Consider the following 14,011-nt stretch of genomic DNA (forward strand, 5'->3'; position numbering starts at 1 on the left):
CCGCCGGGCCCCGCGCCCGGCGGGCCGCCGGTTCCCGGACCACCGACCCTGCCCGCCCCGTATTCCTGCCGAATACACAGACTCCCGACGGAGCCATCATGACCACCGACGCCACCCGCGCCGCCGGCCTGACCCCCGCCGCTCTCCAAGAACTCATCAATCGGGGGGACGGCCCCCGCATGCTGGACGTGCGCACTCCCGGCGAGTTCCGCACCGTCCACATCCCCGGCGCCTACAACGTCCCGCTGGACACGCTGCGCGAACACCGCGACGAACTGCTCAACCACCTCGACCAGGACGTGGTCCTCATCTGCCGTTCCGGCGCCCGCGCGGCCCAGGCGGAGCAGGCGCTCGCCGAGGCCGGCCTGCCCAACCTGCGCGTCCTCGACGGCGGCATGATGGCCTGGGAGGTGTCCGGGGCCCCCGTGAACCGGGGTCCGGCGCGCTGGGACCTGGAGCGCCAGGTCCGCCTGGTCGCCGGGTCCGTCGTCCTGGTCTCCGGGGTCGTCGGCCTGTTCGTCCCCGGGGTGCACCTCATCGGCACGTTCATGGGCGCCGGGCTGACCTTCGCCGCCCTCAGCAACACCTGCGCCATGGGCATGATGCTGTCCAAGCTGCCCTACAACCGCGGCCCGCGCACCGACATCCGGACCGTCATCGCCTCACTGCGAGGCCAGTCATGATGACCGTCGTCCTCCTGGCCTCCCTGCTCATCGGCGTCAGCCTCGGCATCCTCGGGGGCGGCGGCTCCATCCTGACCGTGCCGATCCTGGTCTACCTGGCCGGTCAGGAGAGCAAGGAAGCCATCGCGACCTCTCTCTTCGTGGTCGGCGTCACCAGCATGGTGGGGCTTGTCCCGCACGCCCGCGCGGGCCGGGTGCGCTGGCGCACCGGGCTGCTGTTCGGCGCGGTCAGCATGGTCGGCGCCTACGGCGGCGGGCGGGTGGCCGAGTACATCCCGGGCACCGTGCTGCTCATCGCCTTCGCGGTGATGATGCTCGCGACGGCGGCCGCCATGCTGCGCAAGCCCCGCAAGGCCGCCGCGCCCAAGCCGGCCAACACCGAGCTGCCCATGACGCACATCGTCGTCGAGGGTCTGGTCGTGGGCGCGGTGACCGGTCTGGTGGGCTCGGGCGGCGGATTCCTCGTCGTCCCGGCGCTCGCCCTGCTCGGCGGACTGCCCATGAGTGTGGCCGTCGGCACCTCGCTCCTGGTCATCACCATGAAGTCGTTCTCCGGTCTCGCCGGGCACCTCGCCGGGGTGCACATCGACTGGAACATGGCGCTCATGGTCACCGCGGCAGCCGTGGTCGGCAGTCTCGTCGGCAGCCGCTTCGCCGGGCGCATCCCGCAGGACACGCTGCGCAAGGCGTTCGGCTGGTTCGTCGTCGTCATGGGTGTCTTCGTGCTCAGTCAGCAGCTCGACACCGCCGTGTGGACCAACCCGCTGACCTGGGTCGGTATCGGCCTCGCGGGGGTGGCGGCGCTGGTGTGGCGGACCGTGGCGGCACGCCGCCGCGAGCCCGTCGCGGTGGCGGCGGAGGTGCGCACCCGCGAACCGAGCGCACGCCCGTGACCCGCGCACGAGGGCCCGCCGGACAAGACGTCCGGCGGGCCCTCGTGCCGTGTCCGGTCCGGGAGAGCGCCCCTCAGACGGACAACTCGACGTCCAGGCGCGCCCGGAGTTCGTCCACGGTGGTGCCGTACGTCTCCAGCACCCGCACCCCCTCGGGGCCCGTGGCGAAGATGCCGTGGTCCGTGTAGACGCGGGAGACGCAGGCCCTGCCGGTCAGCGGACAGCTGCACGCGGGAACGAGCTTCGGCGCCCCGTCCCTGGTGAACAGCGTCATCATGACGTAGACCTGCCGGGCGCCGATGGCCAGGTCCATCGCGCCGCCGACCGCGGGGACGGCGTCCGGGTCGCCGGTGTGCCAGTTGGCGAGGTCGCCGTGCTCGGAGACCTGGAAGGCGCCCAGGACGCAGACGTCGAGGTGACCGCCGCGCATCATGGCGAAGGAGTCCGCGTGGTGGAAGTACGAGGCTCCGGGCAGTTCGGTGACGGGGACCTTCCCGGCGTTGGTGAGGTCGGTGTCGATCTGTTCGCCGGCCGCGGCCGGCCCCATGCCGAGCATGCCGTTCTCGGTGTGCAGGACGATGCCCGCCGAGGGCGGCAGATGGTCGGCGATCCGGGTCGGCTGCCCGATGCCGAGATTGACGTACGAACCGGCCGGGATGTCGCGGGCGATGCGCGCAGCGAGCTCGCCGGGGGTGAGCGGGCCCCGGTCGGCCCGCTCCACGGGTCCCGCCCGGTCCGCGGTATCGGTGTTCGTCATCAGCGGGCTCCTTGCACGGTGAGCCGACGGGCCGCCGCCCGTACGACCCGGTCGACGTAGATTCCGGGGGTGACCACGGTCTCCGGGTCGATGCCGCCGGTGGGCACGAGCTCGGTGACCTGGGCGATGACGGTGGTCGCGGCGGTGGCCATGACCGGGCCGAAGTTGCGGGCGGTCTTGCGGTAGACGAGGTTGCCCGCCCCGTCCGCCCGGTGCGCCGCGATCAGCGCCACATCGCCCTTGATCGGGTACTCCAGGACGTAGGTGCGCCCGTCGATCTCCCGGGTCTCCTTCCCCTCGGCCAGCAAAGTGCCCACTCCGGTGGGGCAGTAGAAGGCGCCGATGCCGGCGCCGGCGGCACGCATCCGCTCGGCGAGGTTGCCCTGCGGCACCACCTCCAGTTCCACCCGGCCGGCGCGGTAGAGCTCGTCGAAGACATAGGAGTCGCTCTGCCGGGGGAAGGAGCAGACCACCTTGCGCACCCGCCCCGCCTTGAGCAGCGCGGCGAGGCCCACCTCGCCGTTCCCGGCGTTGTTGGACACGATGGTCAGGTCGGTGGCGCCCTGCCGGATCAGCGCTTCGACGAGGTCGAAGGGCATGCCCGCCAGGCCGAATCCGCCGACGAGGACCGTCGATCCGTCCGCGATCCCCGCCACCGCCTCGTCGGCGGTGGCGGCGATGGTCGGTGCCATCTCAGCCCACCTCGTCCGTCACGTTCTCCAGCACCACCGCGAGGGCCTGGCCCACGCCGATGCAGATGGCCGCCACGCCCCAGCGTTCCCGCCGCTCGCGCAGCACCTTGGCCAGCGTCCCGAGCAGCCGGCCGCCCGAGGCGCCCAGCGGGTGGCCGAGCGCGATCGCGCCGCCGCGGGTGTTCACGATCTCCGGATCGATGCCCCAGGCGTCCACGCACGCCAGCGACTGCACGGCGAACGCCTCGTTCAGCTCGACCGCGCCGACGTCGCCCCAGCCGATCCCGGCCTGACGCAGTGCCCGCTCGGCGGCCTCCACCGGAGCGTAGCCGAACATCTGCGGCTCGACCGCGTGCGCCCCGCGCCCGGCGACGCGGGCCAGGGGCGGCAGTCCGATGCGGTCCGCCGCCGTCTCCGTGCCGAGCAGCAGCGCCGACGCGCCGTCGCTCAGCGGCGAGGCGTTGCCCGCGGTGATCGTGCCGTCCGGGCGGAACGACGGCTTGAGCGCCGCCAGTTTCGCCGCGTCGGTGCCGGGGCGGATGCCCTCGTCGCGGGCGAGGTCCGCGGCGGGGACGACCAGGTCGTCGTAGAACCCGGCGTCCCAGGCGTCCGCCGCCAGCCGGTGCGAGCGCACCGCGAACTCGTCCTGCCGCTCACGGGGGACGGAGAACTTCTCCCGGAGCAGTTCGTTGCACTCGCCCAGTGACACGGTCCACTCGGCCGGCATCTCCGGGTTGACCAGCCGCCAGCCCAGCGTCGTCGACACGGCGGTGACGTCGCCCGCCGGGAACGCGCGGTCCGGCTTGGGCAGGACCCAGGGCGCCCGGGACATCGACTCGACGCCGCCCGCCACGACGATGTCGGCGTCACCGGACTCCAGGGTGCGCGAGGCGATGATCGCCGCGTCGAGGCTGGAGCCGCACAGCCGGTTGACGGTCGTGGCGGGCACGCTCACCGGGAGCCCGGCCAGCAGGACCGCCATCCGGCCGACGTTGCGGTTGTCCTCGCCGGCGCCGTTGGCGTTGCCCCAGAACACGTCGCCGATCGCGGCCGGGTCCAGGCCGGGGGCCTTGGCCAGCACCCCCCTCAGGGCGGTGGCGGCCAGGTCGTCGGGGCGGGTGGCGGCCAGCGAGCCGTTGAAGCGGCCGAACGGCGTCCGGGCCGCCGCGTACAGGAAGGCGTCGGTCATGCCGTGCGGCCTTTGGCGAGCGTCGTGGCGTCCGGCTGTCCGTTGGTGCCGTCCTCCAGCTCGGCCGAGGCCAGCGGGATGGGGGTGTACATGGGGGGTTCCTCGTCCGGGGTGAGCGCGGTGGGACCGTAGACCCACTCGGTGAAGTGGTAGTCGTAGGTGTCCCGTGCGCGCAGGAGCGCGTTGCGCTGCAGCCGCTCGACTCCGTCGAGGTGCCACAGCTCGCCCCACACGCGTCCCGTCGACAGGATCCGCCGGCAGTGCTCGGGGCGGACCGCCTCGTAAGCGGCCAGGGCCGCGTCCCAGTCGGGCGCGCCGTCACCGGCGGCGATCTGCCGGGCGACGTGCCGGGCGAGCACCCAGCCGTCCTCGATCGCCATGATCGCGCCCTGCGCCATGTACTGCAGCGGCGGGTGCGCGGCGTCACCGAGCAGGGCGATGCGCCCGTACACCCACGTCATGATCGGGTCGCGGTCGAACATGCGCCACCGGCGGTCCCGCCACATCAGCGGGATGCCCTCGCGGACGGGGTCGCAGGTGGCCTCGAAGGCCGCGTCGAGCTCGTCGGGTGTGCCCCAGTCCTCCTGCCCCTCCAGTGCCTTCGGCGACTCGAACACGGCCACCTGGTTGAACATCTCGCCGCCGCGGAGGGCGTACTGGACGAAGTGGCAGCGCGGGCCGACGTAGACGGTGACGTCCTTCTCCTCGATGCCGTTGTCCCGCACCTGTTCGATCGGCACGGCCGCCCGGTAGGCGACGTAGTTGGAGTTGACGGGCTCGTCATCCACCAGCTTGCGCCGGGCCACCGAGTGCAGCCCGTCGGCGGCGATGACGACGGCGGCCTCCTCGACCCTGCCGTCCTCCAGGGTGATCCGCGCGCCGGTGCCGGTGTTCTCGTAGTCGACGACGGTCTGGTCGGTCAGCAGGTCCACGCCGGCCCGCCGGCAGGCGCGCAGGAAGATCCCGTGCAGGTCGCTGCGGTGGATGACCATGTAGGGGAAGCCGTAGCGCCGTTCCAGGTCCCGCAGGTCGAGCCGGGTCAGCTCGCGGGCGTCGAGCGCATCGCGCATCACGATGTTCTCCGGGAGCACGCCCAGGCTCTTCGCCTCGTCGAGCAGGCCGTACTCGTGGAGGATGCGGGTGCAGTTGGGGGCGATCTGAAGGCCCGCGCCGACCTCGCCGAACTCCTCGGCCCGTTCGAGGACGCGCACGCGCAGCCCCTCCCGGGAGAGGGCGTACGCGGAGCTGAGCCCACCGATGCCGCCTCCGACGACGATCACGTCGGGGTTGCCGCCGGTGGAGGGTGTTGCAGTGTTCATCGTCTCTTCCTGGAGTCGCATGAATCGTCGCGGGCCGGGGGGTCAGAGCCAGGCGGCCAGGGCGGGGGCGGGGCCGCCGCCGGGGGCGGTGAGGGCGCTCTCCCGTCCGGTGAGGTAGGCCGTGATCTCGTGGAGCGGGCCGGTGAGGTGGGCCGTGTCGCCCTCGCCGGGCAGTTCCCAGCGGCCGCCGGTGTCCGCCGCCTGAAGGACCAGGGCCGGGCCGGGGCCGTTGCGGCGCTTGCCGACGACGTCGTCGCAGAGCGCGGCGAGGAAGTCGGCGGGCAGGTCGGCGAAGGACGGGCCGGTGCCCAGGTCGACGGCGTGGACGCACACCTCGCGGGAGCGCATCCACGGCAGTTCGGTGGCGGGCACGGTCCGGCCCTGGGCGGTCACGACCGGCGACCGCCACTGCTGGTCGCCGAGCGCCGCCATCGCCGTCTCCAGCGCGTCCGCCGAGCGGCGGAGCCAGGCGACGAGTTCGGCGGCCGGGAGCCGGCCGCCCCTCTCGATCCCGGCCGCGCGCTCCTCGGCGGAGGAGTACATGGGGGTGGGCTCGCCGGTGGCGGCCCAGTGGACGAGGTTGCCCAGGGCGTCGGCGTTGGCCGCGACGTGGGCCACCACGTGCCCCCTGGTCCAGCCGGGCAGGGCGCTCGGTGCGCCCAGCCCGTCGTCGTCCAGGTCCGCCCGGTCCGCCGCCTCGACGAGGAGGGAGGTGCCGAACCGCGCCCAGCGGCGGGCGTCGTCGAAGGTGCGGGGCATCAGGCGGGCCTCTCCTGGACGACCTTGTTCTCCAGGCGGCCGAGTCCCTCGATCTCCGCGACGACCGTCTCGCCGCCCAGGAGGTAGCGCTGCGGCCTGCGGGCGTGGCCGACACCGCCGGGGGTCCCGGTCGCGATGATGTCGCCCGGGTTGAGGCGCACGATCGTGGAGACGTACTCGACCAGGGTGACCGGGTCGAAGAGCAGGTCGGCGGTGGTGTCGGACTGCATGACCTCGCCGTCGACGGTCAGCCGGACGTCGAGGGCGGGACGGACGCCGCCGGGCAGCTCGTCCGGGGTCACCAGGTACGGGCCGACCGGGGTCGTGGAGTCCCAGATCTTGCCCTGCAGCCACTCGCGGGTGCGGAACTGCCAGTCCCGGCAGGTGATGTCGTTCAGAACGGTGAAGCCGGCGATCGCCTGCTCGGCCTGGACGCCGCGGGCGCGGCGCACCGGCTTGCCCACGACGACCGCGAGCTCGACCTCCCAGTCGAACTCGCCGGTCTCGTCCGGCCGGACGATGTCGTCGCCCGCGCCGATCAGCGCGTCGGCGAACTTGGCGAACAGCGTCGGGTACTCCGGCAGGTCGCGGCCCATCTCCTGGATGTGGTTGCGGTAGTTGAGCCCGACGCAGACCACCTTCGAGGGCCCCGGGACCACCGGGGCGAACTCGGCGCCGGCGGTCGCGTAGGCGGTCGCGTTCCCCGCGGTCGCCGCCGCGGCCCGCTCGGCCCAGCCGTCCTGGCCCAGCAGGGCGCCGAGGTCGGCGGCGCCGAGGTCGACCAGGACATCGCCGTCGAGCTTGACGGCCCGGGTCGTGCCGTCGATCCGGATGGTGGCGAGCCTCATCGGGTGGTTCCTTCCATGTGCGCGCGGTGGAGCTGAAGGGATTCGAAGATCGGGGAGTCGCTGAAGCGGAACAGGTCGAGCGAGCCGGCGTCGGAGTCGGTGGAACCGGCCTCGGAACGGACCGAGAACGGCTGCCAGGACGGGACGACGAACAGGTCGCCGCGCGTCACGGACCACGAGGTGTCGCCGACGGTGACGGTGCCGGAGCCGTCGAAGACCTGGTAGACCGAGGAGCCGGTCTCGCGCACCGGCGCGGTCCGGGCGCCGCGGACGACGCGGTGCATCTCGGCACGGATGGTGGGCAGGACGTCGGCGCCGGTCGCGGGGTTGGTGAACCGGACGGCGGCGTGCCCGGGCTCGACGGTGCCGCCGAACCCTTCCGCCTCCAGGGCGAGCTGGTCGGACAGGGCCCGGTCGGTGTGCTCCCAGCGGTACGCCAGCAGCGGCGTCCCGGGGGCCGGGGCACCGGCGGACAGCGGCCGCAGCCCCGGGTGGCCCCACAGGCGCTCGGAGCGCGACCGGTCCGGGGTGATCCGCTCGGCGGCGGTGATCTCGTCGCGGCCGAACTCGAAGAACTGGGACTCGGTGACGTACTGGAACGGGATGTCCAGGCCGTCGATCCACGCCATCGGCTCCGAGGTCGCGTTGTGGTGGGCGTGCCAGTTCCACCCGGCCTGCGGCAGGAAGTCGCCGCGCCGCATCGGCACCGGGTCCCGGCCGACGACCGTCCACACGCCCTCGCCCTCGACGACGAACCGGAACGCGTGCTGCGTGTGCCGGTGCTCGGGGGCGTCCTCGCCGGGCATCAGGTACTGGATGGCGGCCCACAGCGTGGGCGTGGCGAAGGGGCGGCCGTCCAGGGCCGGGTTGGCCAGGGCGATGGCCCTGCGTTCACCGCCGCGGCCGACCGGCACCAGGTCGCCGGCCTGCGCGGCGAGCTCCCGCAACCGTTCCCAGCGCCACAGATGCGGCACGGCCCGTGAGCGTGGGTGCGCCGGCATCAGGTCGCCGATCTCGGTCCACAGCGGGACGAGCAGTTCGTTCTCGAAGCCCCGGTACAGCGCCTCGAGCGCCGGGGTGACCTCGGGCCGGCCCTCACCGGCGACGGCCTGCAGCCGGACGGGGGAGCCCGTGGCGATGTCTTGAGCGATGGAGGACTGAGTCACAGTCCTCAGGGTGCGGCGTTTCTCTCAGGAAGACATGTAGATTCTGGATAGCAGAACAGCAGCAGTGGAGCAGCCATGGACAAGCCCCTCAAGACACCGCCGCCCTACCCCGTCGCCAGCGTCGACCACGCCCTCAGGGCCGCGACCATGCTGCAGATGGAGGGCGGGGCGACCGTCTCCCAGATCGCCGAACGGCTGGGGGTGGCCAGGTCGACCGCCCACCGGCTGCTGGCGATGCTCGTCTACCGGGACTTCGCCGTGCAGGACGAGAACCGCGTCTACCACGCGGGCCCCGTCCTGGAACTGGCCGCGCACTCCCAGTCGCAGGTGTCCCGGCTGCGGGCCGCCGCCCTCCCCCACCTGCACCGGCTGGTCGACCTCCTCGACGAGACCGTGAACCTGACCGTGCGCACGGGCGACACGGCCCGGTTCATCGCCAGCGTCGAGTGCGGGCAGGCCCTGCGGGTCGGCTCGCGCGAGGGGATGGTCTTCCCGGCGCACCGCACGACCGCCGGCCTGCTCCTGCTCGCCGAGCTCGGCGACGAGGAGCTGGAGGAGGTCTACGCCCCCGAGCGCTACCGCGACCGGCCCGGGGACCGCCCGGACCTCGGACCGCTGCGGGCCGAGCTGCGGCGCGTCGGCCGCAGCGGCTTCGCCGTGAACCGGGAGCTCTCCGAGCGCGGGCTCGTGGCCGTCGGGGTCCCGGTGTGCGACCCGGACGGAACGGCGCAGGCGGGGCTGTCGGTGTCCATGCCCGGCGTGCGCTACGACCCCCACCGGCTCCGGCCCCTGGTCGCCGCCCTCGACTCGGCGGCACGCGCCCTGGAGGCGGATCTGGCCGAGGGACGCTGATCCCGCGGCCGGCGCCCCGGAAGGACCGCTCCCGAGAGCCGCGGCCCTGCATCCGAACCGGTCAAGGTCTTACATCAAGATTGTTGTACTTAATTATCGCATATTTCATTGACGCGACGTAAAGCGAAGTGCCATTCTCCACGGCACCGCGTCCGATTCGGGGCCCCTCCCACCTGCCTGACGGGCAGCGTGCGACGGGCCCCGGTCATGCGCGCCCCCGCCGGGTTCCCGGCGAGAACGGCGAGCCGACGCCGACACACCCCCCCCGCTTTCCGCTTCGGCACGCGCCGAAGCCGTCCCACCCGAGAGCGGGACGACCCACCATCCCAGCCAGGGAGAAGCAATGACGCTCGACAACGGGACGACGACGACGTCCCACGGCCCCACCGCGGGGGCGGCCCGGACACCGGGCTACGCGGGAACACTGGCTGCCGCATGCTGTGCGGTGCTCGTGGCACAGGTCGCCAACGCACTGCCGGCCTCCCTCAACGGGCTCTTCCAGGAGGACCTGCACACCCACGGCTCGCAACTGACCTGGATCACCGCCGCGTTCATGGTGGCGGTGGTCTGCTTCGAGTTCACCTTCGGCGTGCTCGGCGACCTGTTCGGGCGCAAGAAGCTGATCGCGGCGGGCGCGGCCCTCGTCGCCGTCGGCAGCGCGGTGGCCGCGCTCGCACCCACCGTGCAGGCGCTCTGGGTCGGCGCCGCGCTGAACGGCCTCGGCGCCGGCGCCATGTTCCCCGCCTCCCTCGCCATGCTCGCGGTGGCCGCCCGCACCGCCCGGCAGCGGTCCCACGCGGTCGCCGTGTGGTCCGGCTTCCTGTCCGCGGGCGCGGCCGTCTCGCCCCTGCTCGGCGGCATGTTCGCCAAGGTGGGGTCCTGGCGCGGCTCCTTCTGGGTGCTGGTCGCCCTCGCCCTGGCGAGCGTGGTGCTCTCGCTCTGGCTCGCCGCGGAGTCGTCGGCGCCCGAGGGCCGCAGGATCGACGTGCCGGGCCAGATCACGTTCGCGATCGGCCTCATCCTGGTGCTCTACGGCGCCGTCGAGGGTCCCGAGTCCGGCTGGGGCAGCTTCTGGGTCATCCTGGCCTTCGCCCTCGGCGCCGTCTTCCTCGCCGGGTTCGTCCTGGTCGAACTGGGCGCGGGTGCCCCCATCTTCGATCTGAAGCTCTTCCGGAACCGCGCCTTCACGGTGTCGTCCGTCGTCGCGGTCATCGGGATGCTCGCGTTCCTCGGCGCGTGCTTCGCGACGAGCATGTGGCTCGGACCGGTGCAGCACCAGGACCCGATCCGCGTCGCCGTTCCGTTCCTGCTGCTGCAGGGGCCCGCGTTCGTGCTCATCCCGGTCGTCTCCCGGCTGCTGCACCGGGTCGCCCCGGCCTGGCTGCTGACGTCGGGCTTCGCCCTGATGGCCGTCGGATCCTTCCTGTGCACCCGGCTCGACGTCACCGACACCGGCCTGACCCCCTTCGTCGTGCCCGACCTGCTGATCGGTGTCGGCTTCGCGCTCGGCGTGAGCTCGATGACGGCCGTCGCGCTCAACAGCGTGCCCACCCACCTCGCGGGCATGGCGAGCGCCACCACGAACATGCTGCGCGACCTCGGGTTCGCGCTCGGCCCGGTCGTCGTCGGCGCGGTCGCCCTCAGCAAGGCGGGCACGGTGTTCGCCTCGACGCTGGACGGCGCGAAGCTCCCGCCCGACCAGCTGGGCGCCGCGCGCGGGATCGGCCAGGCCGCAGGGCCGATCGCCGTCAACAGCCTGCCGGCGGGCACCCCCGGTTCGGCCGCGCACGGCATCGCCCTGGAGTCCCTGGGCAGCGGCTTCACCTCCGCGTTCGCCGTCTGCGCCGTCGCCGCCGCGGTGGCCGCGGTCCTCACCGCCGTCGGGTTGATCGGCATCCGGGCCGGCCACGCCCACGCCGAGTCCTCGTCCGAGCCGGAGGCCGCGCGCCGGGACGGCACACCGGAACCGGCGGCCAGGTAGCCCGCACCGCCTCCGCCGACGGGTCCGGCGGCGGAGGCGGTGCGCCGGAGAAGCAAGAAGGTCGGCCACCCCGCACGAAGGGGTGGCCGACCCGCAGGATGGTGACGGTCTCTGTCACCCTCGTCCCGCCGTGAACGGCAGCACGAGCCGGGAGCGGTGTGCGGCGTCACGGTAGATCTTGTGGGTGACGGGGCGGCCCACCGGCAGGTGGAAGGCGTCCGGCGGCAGCAGGGCGTTGTGCGCGTCGGCCAGCGGCTCGTCGTTCGACAGCTCCGCCACCAGGCGGTGCCCCGGCCTGAAGGTGGCCGCGAACGGGTAGAGCCGCAGCACGTACTCCTCGATCTTCCCGGGCTCCACCGGCACCGCGCGGGTGTGCGGATGGTAGGGGTTGCCCTCGGTGGTGCGCTCCTCGTCGAGTTCGCGGTGGGACGCCTTGAGGTAGCCGGCGGTGATGAGCTGCCGGCCGCCGCCGGGAGCCTCGTCCCACAGACGCAGGATGAAGTTGGTGTCGGGCTGGTCGATCTCGGCGAAGAGGTGCGCCGCGCCCTGGCCGATCATCTCGGTCGGCTCGGTGAACGGCTCCGTGCTCCAGCTCAGGATCTCCACCTTGTCGGTCACCGTCAGCGGCGCCTGGTAGAAGCCGTCGGGGGCGGCGTACTCGGCGCCCATCGGCTCCGGCTCGAAGGAGAGCTTGCGGCGCGGGCGGAAGTACAGCGACCGGTGCTCGACCGGCTTCGGCGGCCACTGGGCGCCGGTGACGGTCTCGCGCGAGCCCTCGACGTGGACGGTGACGGCGGGCTCGTCCATGATCCCGTTGTCGATGCCCTTGATCCAGTACTCGTACCAGCGGAACATCTTGTCGTGCTCCTCGACGAAGGGGCGCGACTGCATCGGCGGGTACGGGCCGATGTCCAGCTTCTTCGGGCCCTTCAGCGCGTCGAACAGCTCGATGGTGCCGTCCGTCGTCCAGCCGCGGCCCTGGTCGATCTGGAGCCAGACCGGGATGTCGATGTTGGGCGCGAGCGTGATCGGGTTGCGCTCCTCGTACCACTCGCCGTCGACCTCGTTCAGCACGATGTCGAACCAGGCCTCGTGGTTCTTCGGGTAGGTGAGGACATGGACCAGGTTCGGCCAGGCGGCCACGTCCGGGTCGCGCAGCCGCTCGGCGACGCGCTCCTTGATCTCCTCCGGCGAGAGGGTCTCCAGCATCCGGGACTTGACGCCGTCGGTGAAGGCCCAGCCGGAGTCGCCCCCGCGACCCTCGCGGGCGGCGCGCGGCATGAACCACATGACGCCGCCGTGGTAGGTGGTCTCGTAGAAGTCGTAGTGACCGCCGCTGACGAAGATCGCCTTGAGGTGCGGCGGACGCTCGGCCGCGGCGAGCACCTGCATCGAGCCGAAGTAGGAGATGCCGATCATGCCGACGTTGCCGTCGCACCACGGCTGCGCCGCGACCCACTCGATGACGTCGTAGGCGTCCTGGCCGAGCGGGACGCCGCCGGCGTTGTAGTTGCCGATGTGCTCGCCCCCGGAGGCGCCGGAGCCGCGCAGGTCGCCGATGACGTGGACGTAGCCCTCCTTGACGACGCGCGCGATGTCGCCCGCCTCGATGCAGCCGTCCCACATCGGGCTGGGCCGGCGCTGCGGCGGCGTGGTGAGCGCGAGGGCCTGCAGTTCCTTGCCGTACGGGCTCAGCGCCACCAGCGCCGGGCGCGGCGTGTCGTCCACGCCGCTGTAGGTGTCGGCGGCCAGCGTGACACCGTCGCGCATCGGCACCCGGAGGTCCTTACGGACGACGATCTGCTGGTCGCCCGCCTGAATCTTCTGAAACTCACTCATGAGGGCGAAAGCTCCTGTGTCACAAGTTCTGGTCGTGGCTCGTGCGATAGCCGTGCATCGAGGTGAAGAACGGCGACGGTTCGAGCGTGGGATCGCCGGTGTAGCCGAGCTCCTCGGCGACGGGGGCGAACGGGGAGTACGCCGAGTCCGTCTCCCGCAGCCCGGCCTCCATGCAGCCGCAGGCGGCCTCGCCGACCCGGCCCTCGACCGCGAGGCTCTGGGCGATGGCCTCCTGGGCCTGGGCCGCGTCGAGTTCCACGCCGTACGGCGTGCCGTCGGCGCGGCGGTACGGGTGCCCGAGGTACAGGTGACTGGGACGGACCTCGTCGCGCAGGTACTCCAGGCCGGCCCGGTAGGCGGCCGGGTCGGTGAAGCCGGGGAAGCCGTTGGCGGCCCCGTGGACCTGCACCGCGTCGCCGACGAACACCGACCGCTGACCGTCCACGACGTAGGCGACCGACCCGGGCGTGTGGCCCGGGATCGAGTGCACCGAGACGGTGACGCCGCCGAGGGAGAGGGTCTCCCCGCCCCTGACGAGCAGGGTGGGCTCCATCTCGCCGGAGATGACGGCGTTCCCGGCGGCCGTCACCTTCGCCTCGCCCTCGGGGTCGCGCAGGTACCGGCCGCGACCCTCCAGGTACTCCTCCACATGGGCCCGCCTCGAGCGGAGCATCGGCGCGTCGGCCCCGTGGATCACCACCTGCGCACGCCGGCCGGTGAGCTCCCACAAGGCGTGCGCCCCGCCGACGTGGTCGATGTGACCGTGGGTCAGCAGGATCCAGCGCACGTCCTCGATGCGCCGCCCGATCGCCTCCAGCGCGGGAGCCATCCCCTCGGCGGGCGAGGAGGCGATCCCGGTGTCGACGACGGCCGGTTCGGGCGCGTCGATGAAGAAGCTGTAGAGACCGAACCGCCCCCAGGGCGAGACCAGGGGATGGATGTCGACTGCGTGCGTCATGTCTCTCTTTCTGAACGCGTGATCGCGTGATCGCCTGATCGCCTGATCGCCTGATCGCCTGATCGCCTACGAGGT

Annotated in this window: 13 protein-coding genes; 4 read left to right on the plus strand and 9 right to left on the minus strand. The window is 72.6% G+C overall.

The features are described 5' to 3' along the window. The first annotated feature begins 98 nt into the window (after positions 1–98). Positions 99–683: a rhodanese-like domain-containing protein gene (locus ACFYMU_RS22525; RefSeq protein ID WP_388375891.1), complete on the plus strand. Its 585-nt coding sequence runs from the start codon at positions 99–101 to the stop codon at positions 681–683. After that, on the plus strand, positions 680–1,576 hold the full coding sequence (locus ACFYMU_RS22530; RefSeq protein WP_388375894.1) for a sulfite exporter TauE/SafE family protein: 897 nt from the start codon (positions 680–682) through the stop codon (positions 1,574–1,576). The genes ACFYMU_RS22525 and ACFYMU_RS22530 overlap by 4 nt, the downstream gene beginning before the upstream one ends. 73 nt (positions 1,577–1,649) lie before the next feature. Here the strand turns inward: ACFYMU_RS22530 and ACFYMU_RS22535 are convergent, their stop codons facing one another. Genes ACFYMU_RS22535 through ACFYMU_RS22565 form a run of 7 tightly spaced genes read right to left on the minus strand, consistent with a single transcriptional unit; the run spans position 1,650 to position 8,306 of the window. Next, positions 1,650–2,333: a 3-oxoacid CoA-transferase subunit B gene (locus ACFYMU_RS22535; protein WP_388375897.1), complete on the minus strand. Its 684-nt coding sequence runs from the start codon at positions 2,331–2,333 to the stop codon at positions 1,650–1,652. Beyond that, positions 2,333–3,025 carry a 3-oxoacid CoA-transferase subunit A gene (locus tag ACFYMU_RS22540; protein WP_388375900.1) on the minus strand — a complete coding sequence of 231 codons (693 nt, stop codon included), beginning with the start codon at positions 3,023–3,025 and terminating at the stop codon, positions 2,333–2,335. Before ACFYMU_RS22540 ends, ACFYMU_RS22535 begins: the two co-directional genes overlap by 1 nt. Position 3,026: 1 nt before the next feature. Next, positions 3,027–4,214: a thiolase family protein gene (locus tag ACFYMU_RS22545; RefSeq protein WP_388375903.1), complete on the minus strand. Its 1,188-nt coding sequence runs from the start codon at positions 4,212–4,214 to the stop codon at positions 3,027–3,029. Then, positions 4,211–5,533 (minus strand): FAD-dependent oxidoreductase, encoded by a 1,323-nt coding sequence (locus tag ACFYMU_RS22550; RefSeq protein WP_388375905.1) that lies wholly within the window; start codon positions 5,531–5,533, stop codon positions 4,211–4,213. The genes ACFYMU_RS22545 and ACFYMU_RS22550 overlap by 4 nt, the downstream gene beginning before the upstream one ends. A gap of 42 nt (positions 5,534–5,575) precedes the next feature. After that, on the minus strand, positions 5,576–6,292 hold the full coding sequence (locus tag ACFYMU_RS22555; RefSeq protein WP_388375908.1) for a maleylpyruvate isomerase family mycothiol-dependent enzyme: 717 nt from the start codon (positions 6,290–6,292) through the stop codon (positions 5,576–5,578). Beyond that, positions 6,292–7,140 (minus strand): fumarylacetoacetate hydrolase family protein, encoded by an 849-nt coding sequence (locus ACFYMU_RS22560; protein ID WP_388375911.1) that lies wholly within the window; start codon positions 7,138–7,140, stop codon positions 6,292–6,294. Before ACFYMU_RS22560 ends, ACFYMU_RS22555 begins: the two co-directional genes overlap by 1 nt. Beyond that, positions 7,137–8,306 carry a cupin domain-containing protein gene (locus tag ACFYMU_RS22565; protein WP_388375913.1) on the minus strand — a complete coding sequence of 390 codons (1,170 nt, stop codon included), beginning with the start codon at positions 8,304–8,306 and terminating at the stop codon, positions 7,137–7,139. The genes ACFYMU_RS22560 and ACFYMU_RS22565 overlap by 4 nt, the downstream gene beginning before the upstream one ends. A 75-nt stretch (positions 8,307–8,381) precedes the next feature. Between ACFYMU_RS22565 and ACFYMU_RS22570 the strand changes: the two genes are divergently transcribed. Then, entirely contained in the window at positions 8,382–9,158 is a 777-nt protein-coding gene (locus tag ACFYMU_RS22570) for an IclR family transcriptional regulator (protein ID WP_388375916.1), read from the plus strand. Between the two features lie 343 nt (positions 9,159–9,501). Further along, positions 9,502–11,139 (plus strand): MFS transporter, encoded by a 1,638-nt coding sequence (locus ACFYMU_RS22575; RefSeq protein WP_388375919.1) that lies wholly within the window; start codon positions 9,502–9,504, stop codon positions 11,137–11,139. A gap of 114 nt (positions 11,140–11,253) precedes the next feature. Here the strand turns inward: ACFYMU_RS22575 and ACFYMU_RS22580 are convergent, their stop codons facing one another. Together ACFYMU_RS22580 and ACFYMU_RS22585 are read right to left on the minus strand one after the other, a co-directional pair. Continuing rightward, complete coding sequence (locus ACFYMU_RS22580; RefSeq protein WP_388375921.1) at positions 11,254–12,978, minus strand: CocE/NonD family hydrolase; 1,725 nt, start codon at positions 12,976–12,978, stop codon at positions 11,254–11,256. A 19-nt stretch (positions 12,979–12,997) separates the two neighbouring features. After that, complete coding sequence (locus tag ACFYMU_RS22585; RefSeq protein WP_388375925.1) at positions 12,998–13,936, minus strand: MBL fold metallo-hydrolase; 939 nt, start codon at positions 13,934–13,936, stop codon at positions 12,998–13,000. Positions 13,937–14,011: the final 75 nt, after the last annotated feature.

Origin of the sequence: Streptomyces sp. NPDC007264 (assembly GCF_042869095.1) — a bacterium.
In the GTDB taxonomy this organism is placed as follows: domain Bacteria; phylum Actinomycetota; class Actinomycetes; order Streptomycetales; family Streptomycetaceae; genus Streptomyces.

Excerpts from the sequence above, each read along its gene's own strand:
- ACFYMU_RS22525 (WP_388375891.1), top strand. The coding sequence starts at position 99 with ATGACCACCGACGCCACCCGCGCCGCCGGCCTGACCCCCGCCGCTCTC.
- ACFYMU_RS22530 (WP_388375894.1), top strand. The coding sequence starts at position 680 with ATGATGACCGTCGTCCTCCTGGCCTCCCTGCTCATCGGCGTCAGCCTC.
- ACFYMU_RS22535 (WP_388375897.1), bottom strand. The coding sequence starts at position 2,333 with ATGACGAACACCGATACCGCGGACCGGGCGGGACCCGTGGAGCGGGCC.
- ACFYMU_RS22540 (WP_388375900.1), bottom strand. The coding sequence starts at position 3,025 with ATGGCACCGACCATCGCCGCCACCGCCGACGAGGCGGTGGCGGGGATC.
- ACFYMU_RS22545 (WP_388375903.1), bottom strand. The coding sequence starts at position 4,214 with ATGACCGACGCCTTCCTGTACGCGGCGGCCCGGACGCCGTTCGGCCGC.
- ACFYMU_RS22550 (WP_388375905.1), bottom strand. The coding sequence starts at position 5,533 with ATGAACACTGCAACACCCTCCACCGGCGGCAACCCCGACGTGATCGTC.
- ACFYMU_RS22555 (WP_388375908.1), bottom strand. The coding sequence starts at position 6,292 with ATGCCCCGCACCTTCGACGACGCCCGCCGCTGGGCGCGGTTCGGCACC.
- ACFYMU_RS22560 (WP_388375911.1), bottom strand. The coding sequence starts at position 7,140 with ATGAGGCTCGCCACCATCCGGATCGACGGCACGACCCGGGCCGTCAAG.
- ACFYMU_RS22570 (WP_388375916.1), top strand. The coding sequence starts at position 8,382 with ATGGACAAGCCCCTCAAGACACCGCCGCCCTACCCCGTCGCCAGCGTC.
- ACFYMU_RS22575 (WP_388375919.1), top strand. The coding sequence starts at position 9,502 with ATGACGCTCGACAACGGGACGACGACGACGTCCCACGGCCCCACCGCG.
- ACFYMU_RS22580 (WP_388375921.1), bottom strand. The coding sequence starts at position 12,978 with ATGAGTGAGTTTCAGAAGATTCAGGCGGGCGACCAGCAGATCGTCGTC.
- ACFYMU_RS22585 (WP_388375925.1), bottom strand. The coding sequence starts at position 13,936 with ATGACGCACGCAGTCGACATCCATCCCCTGGTCTCGCCCTGGGGGCGG.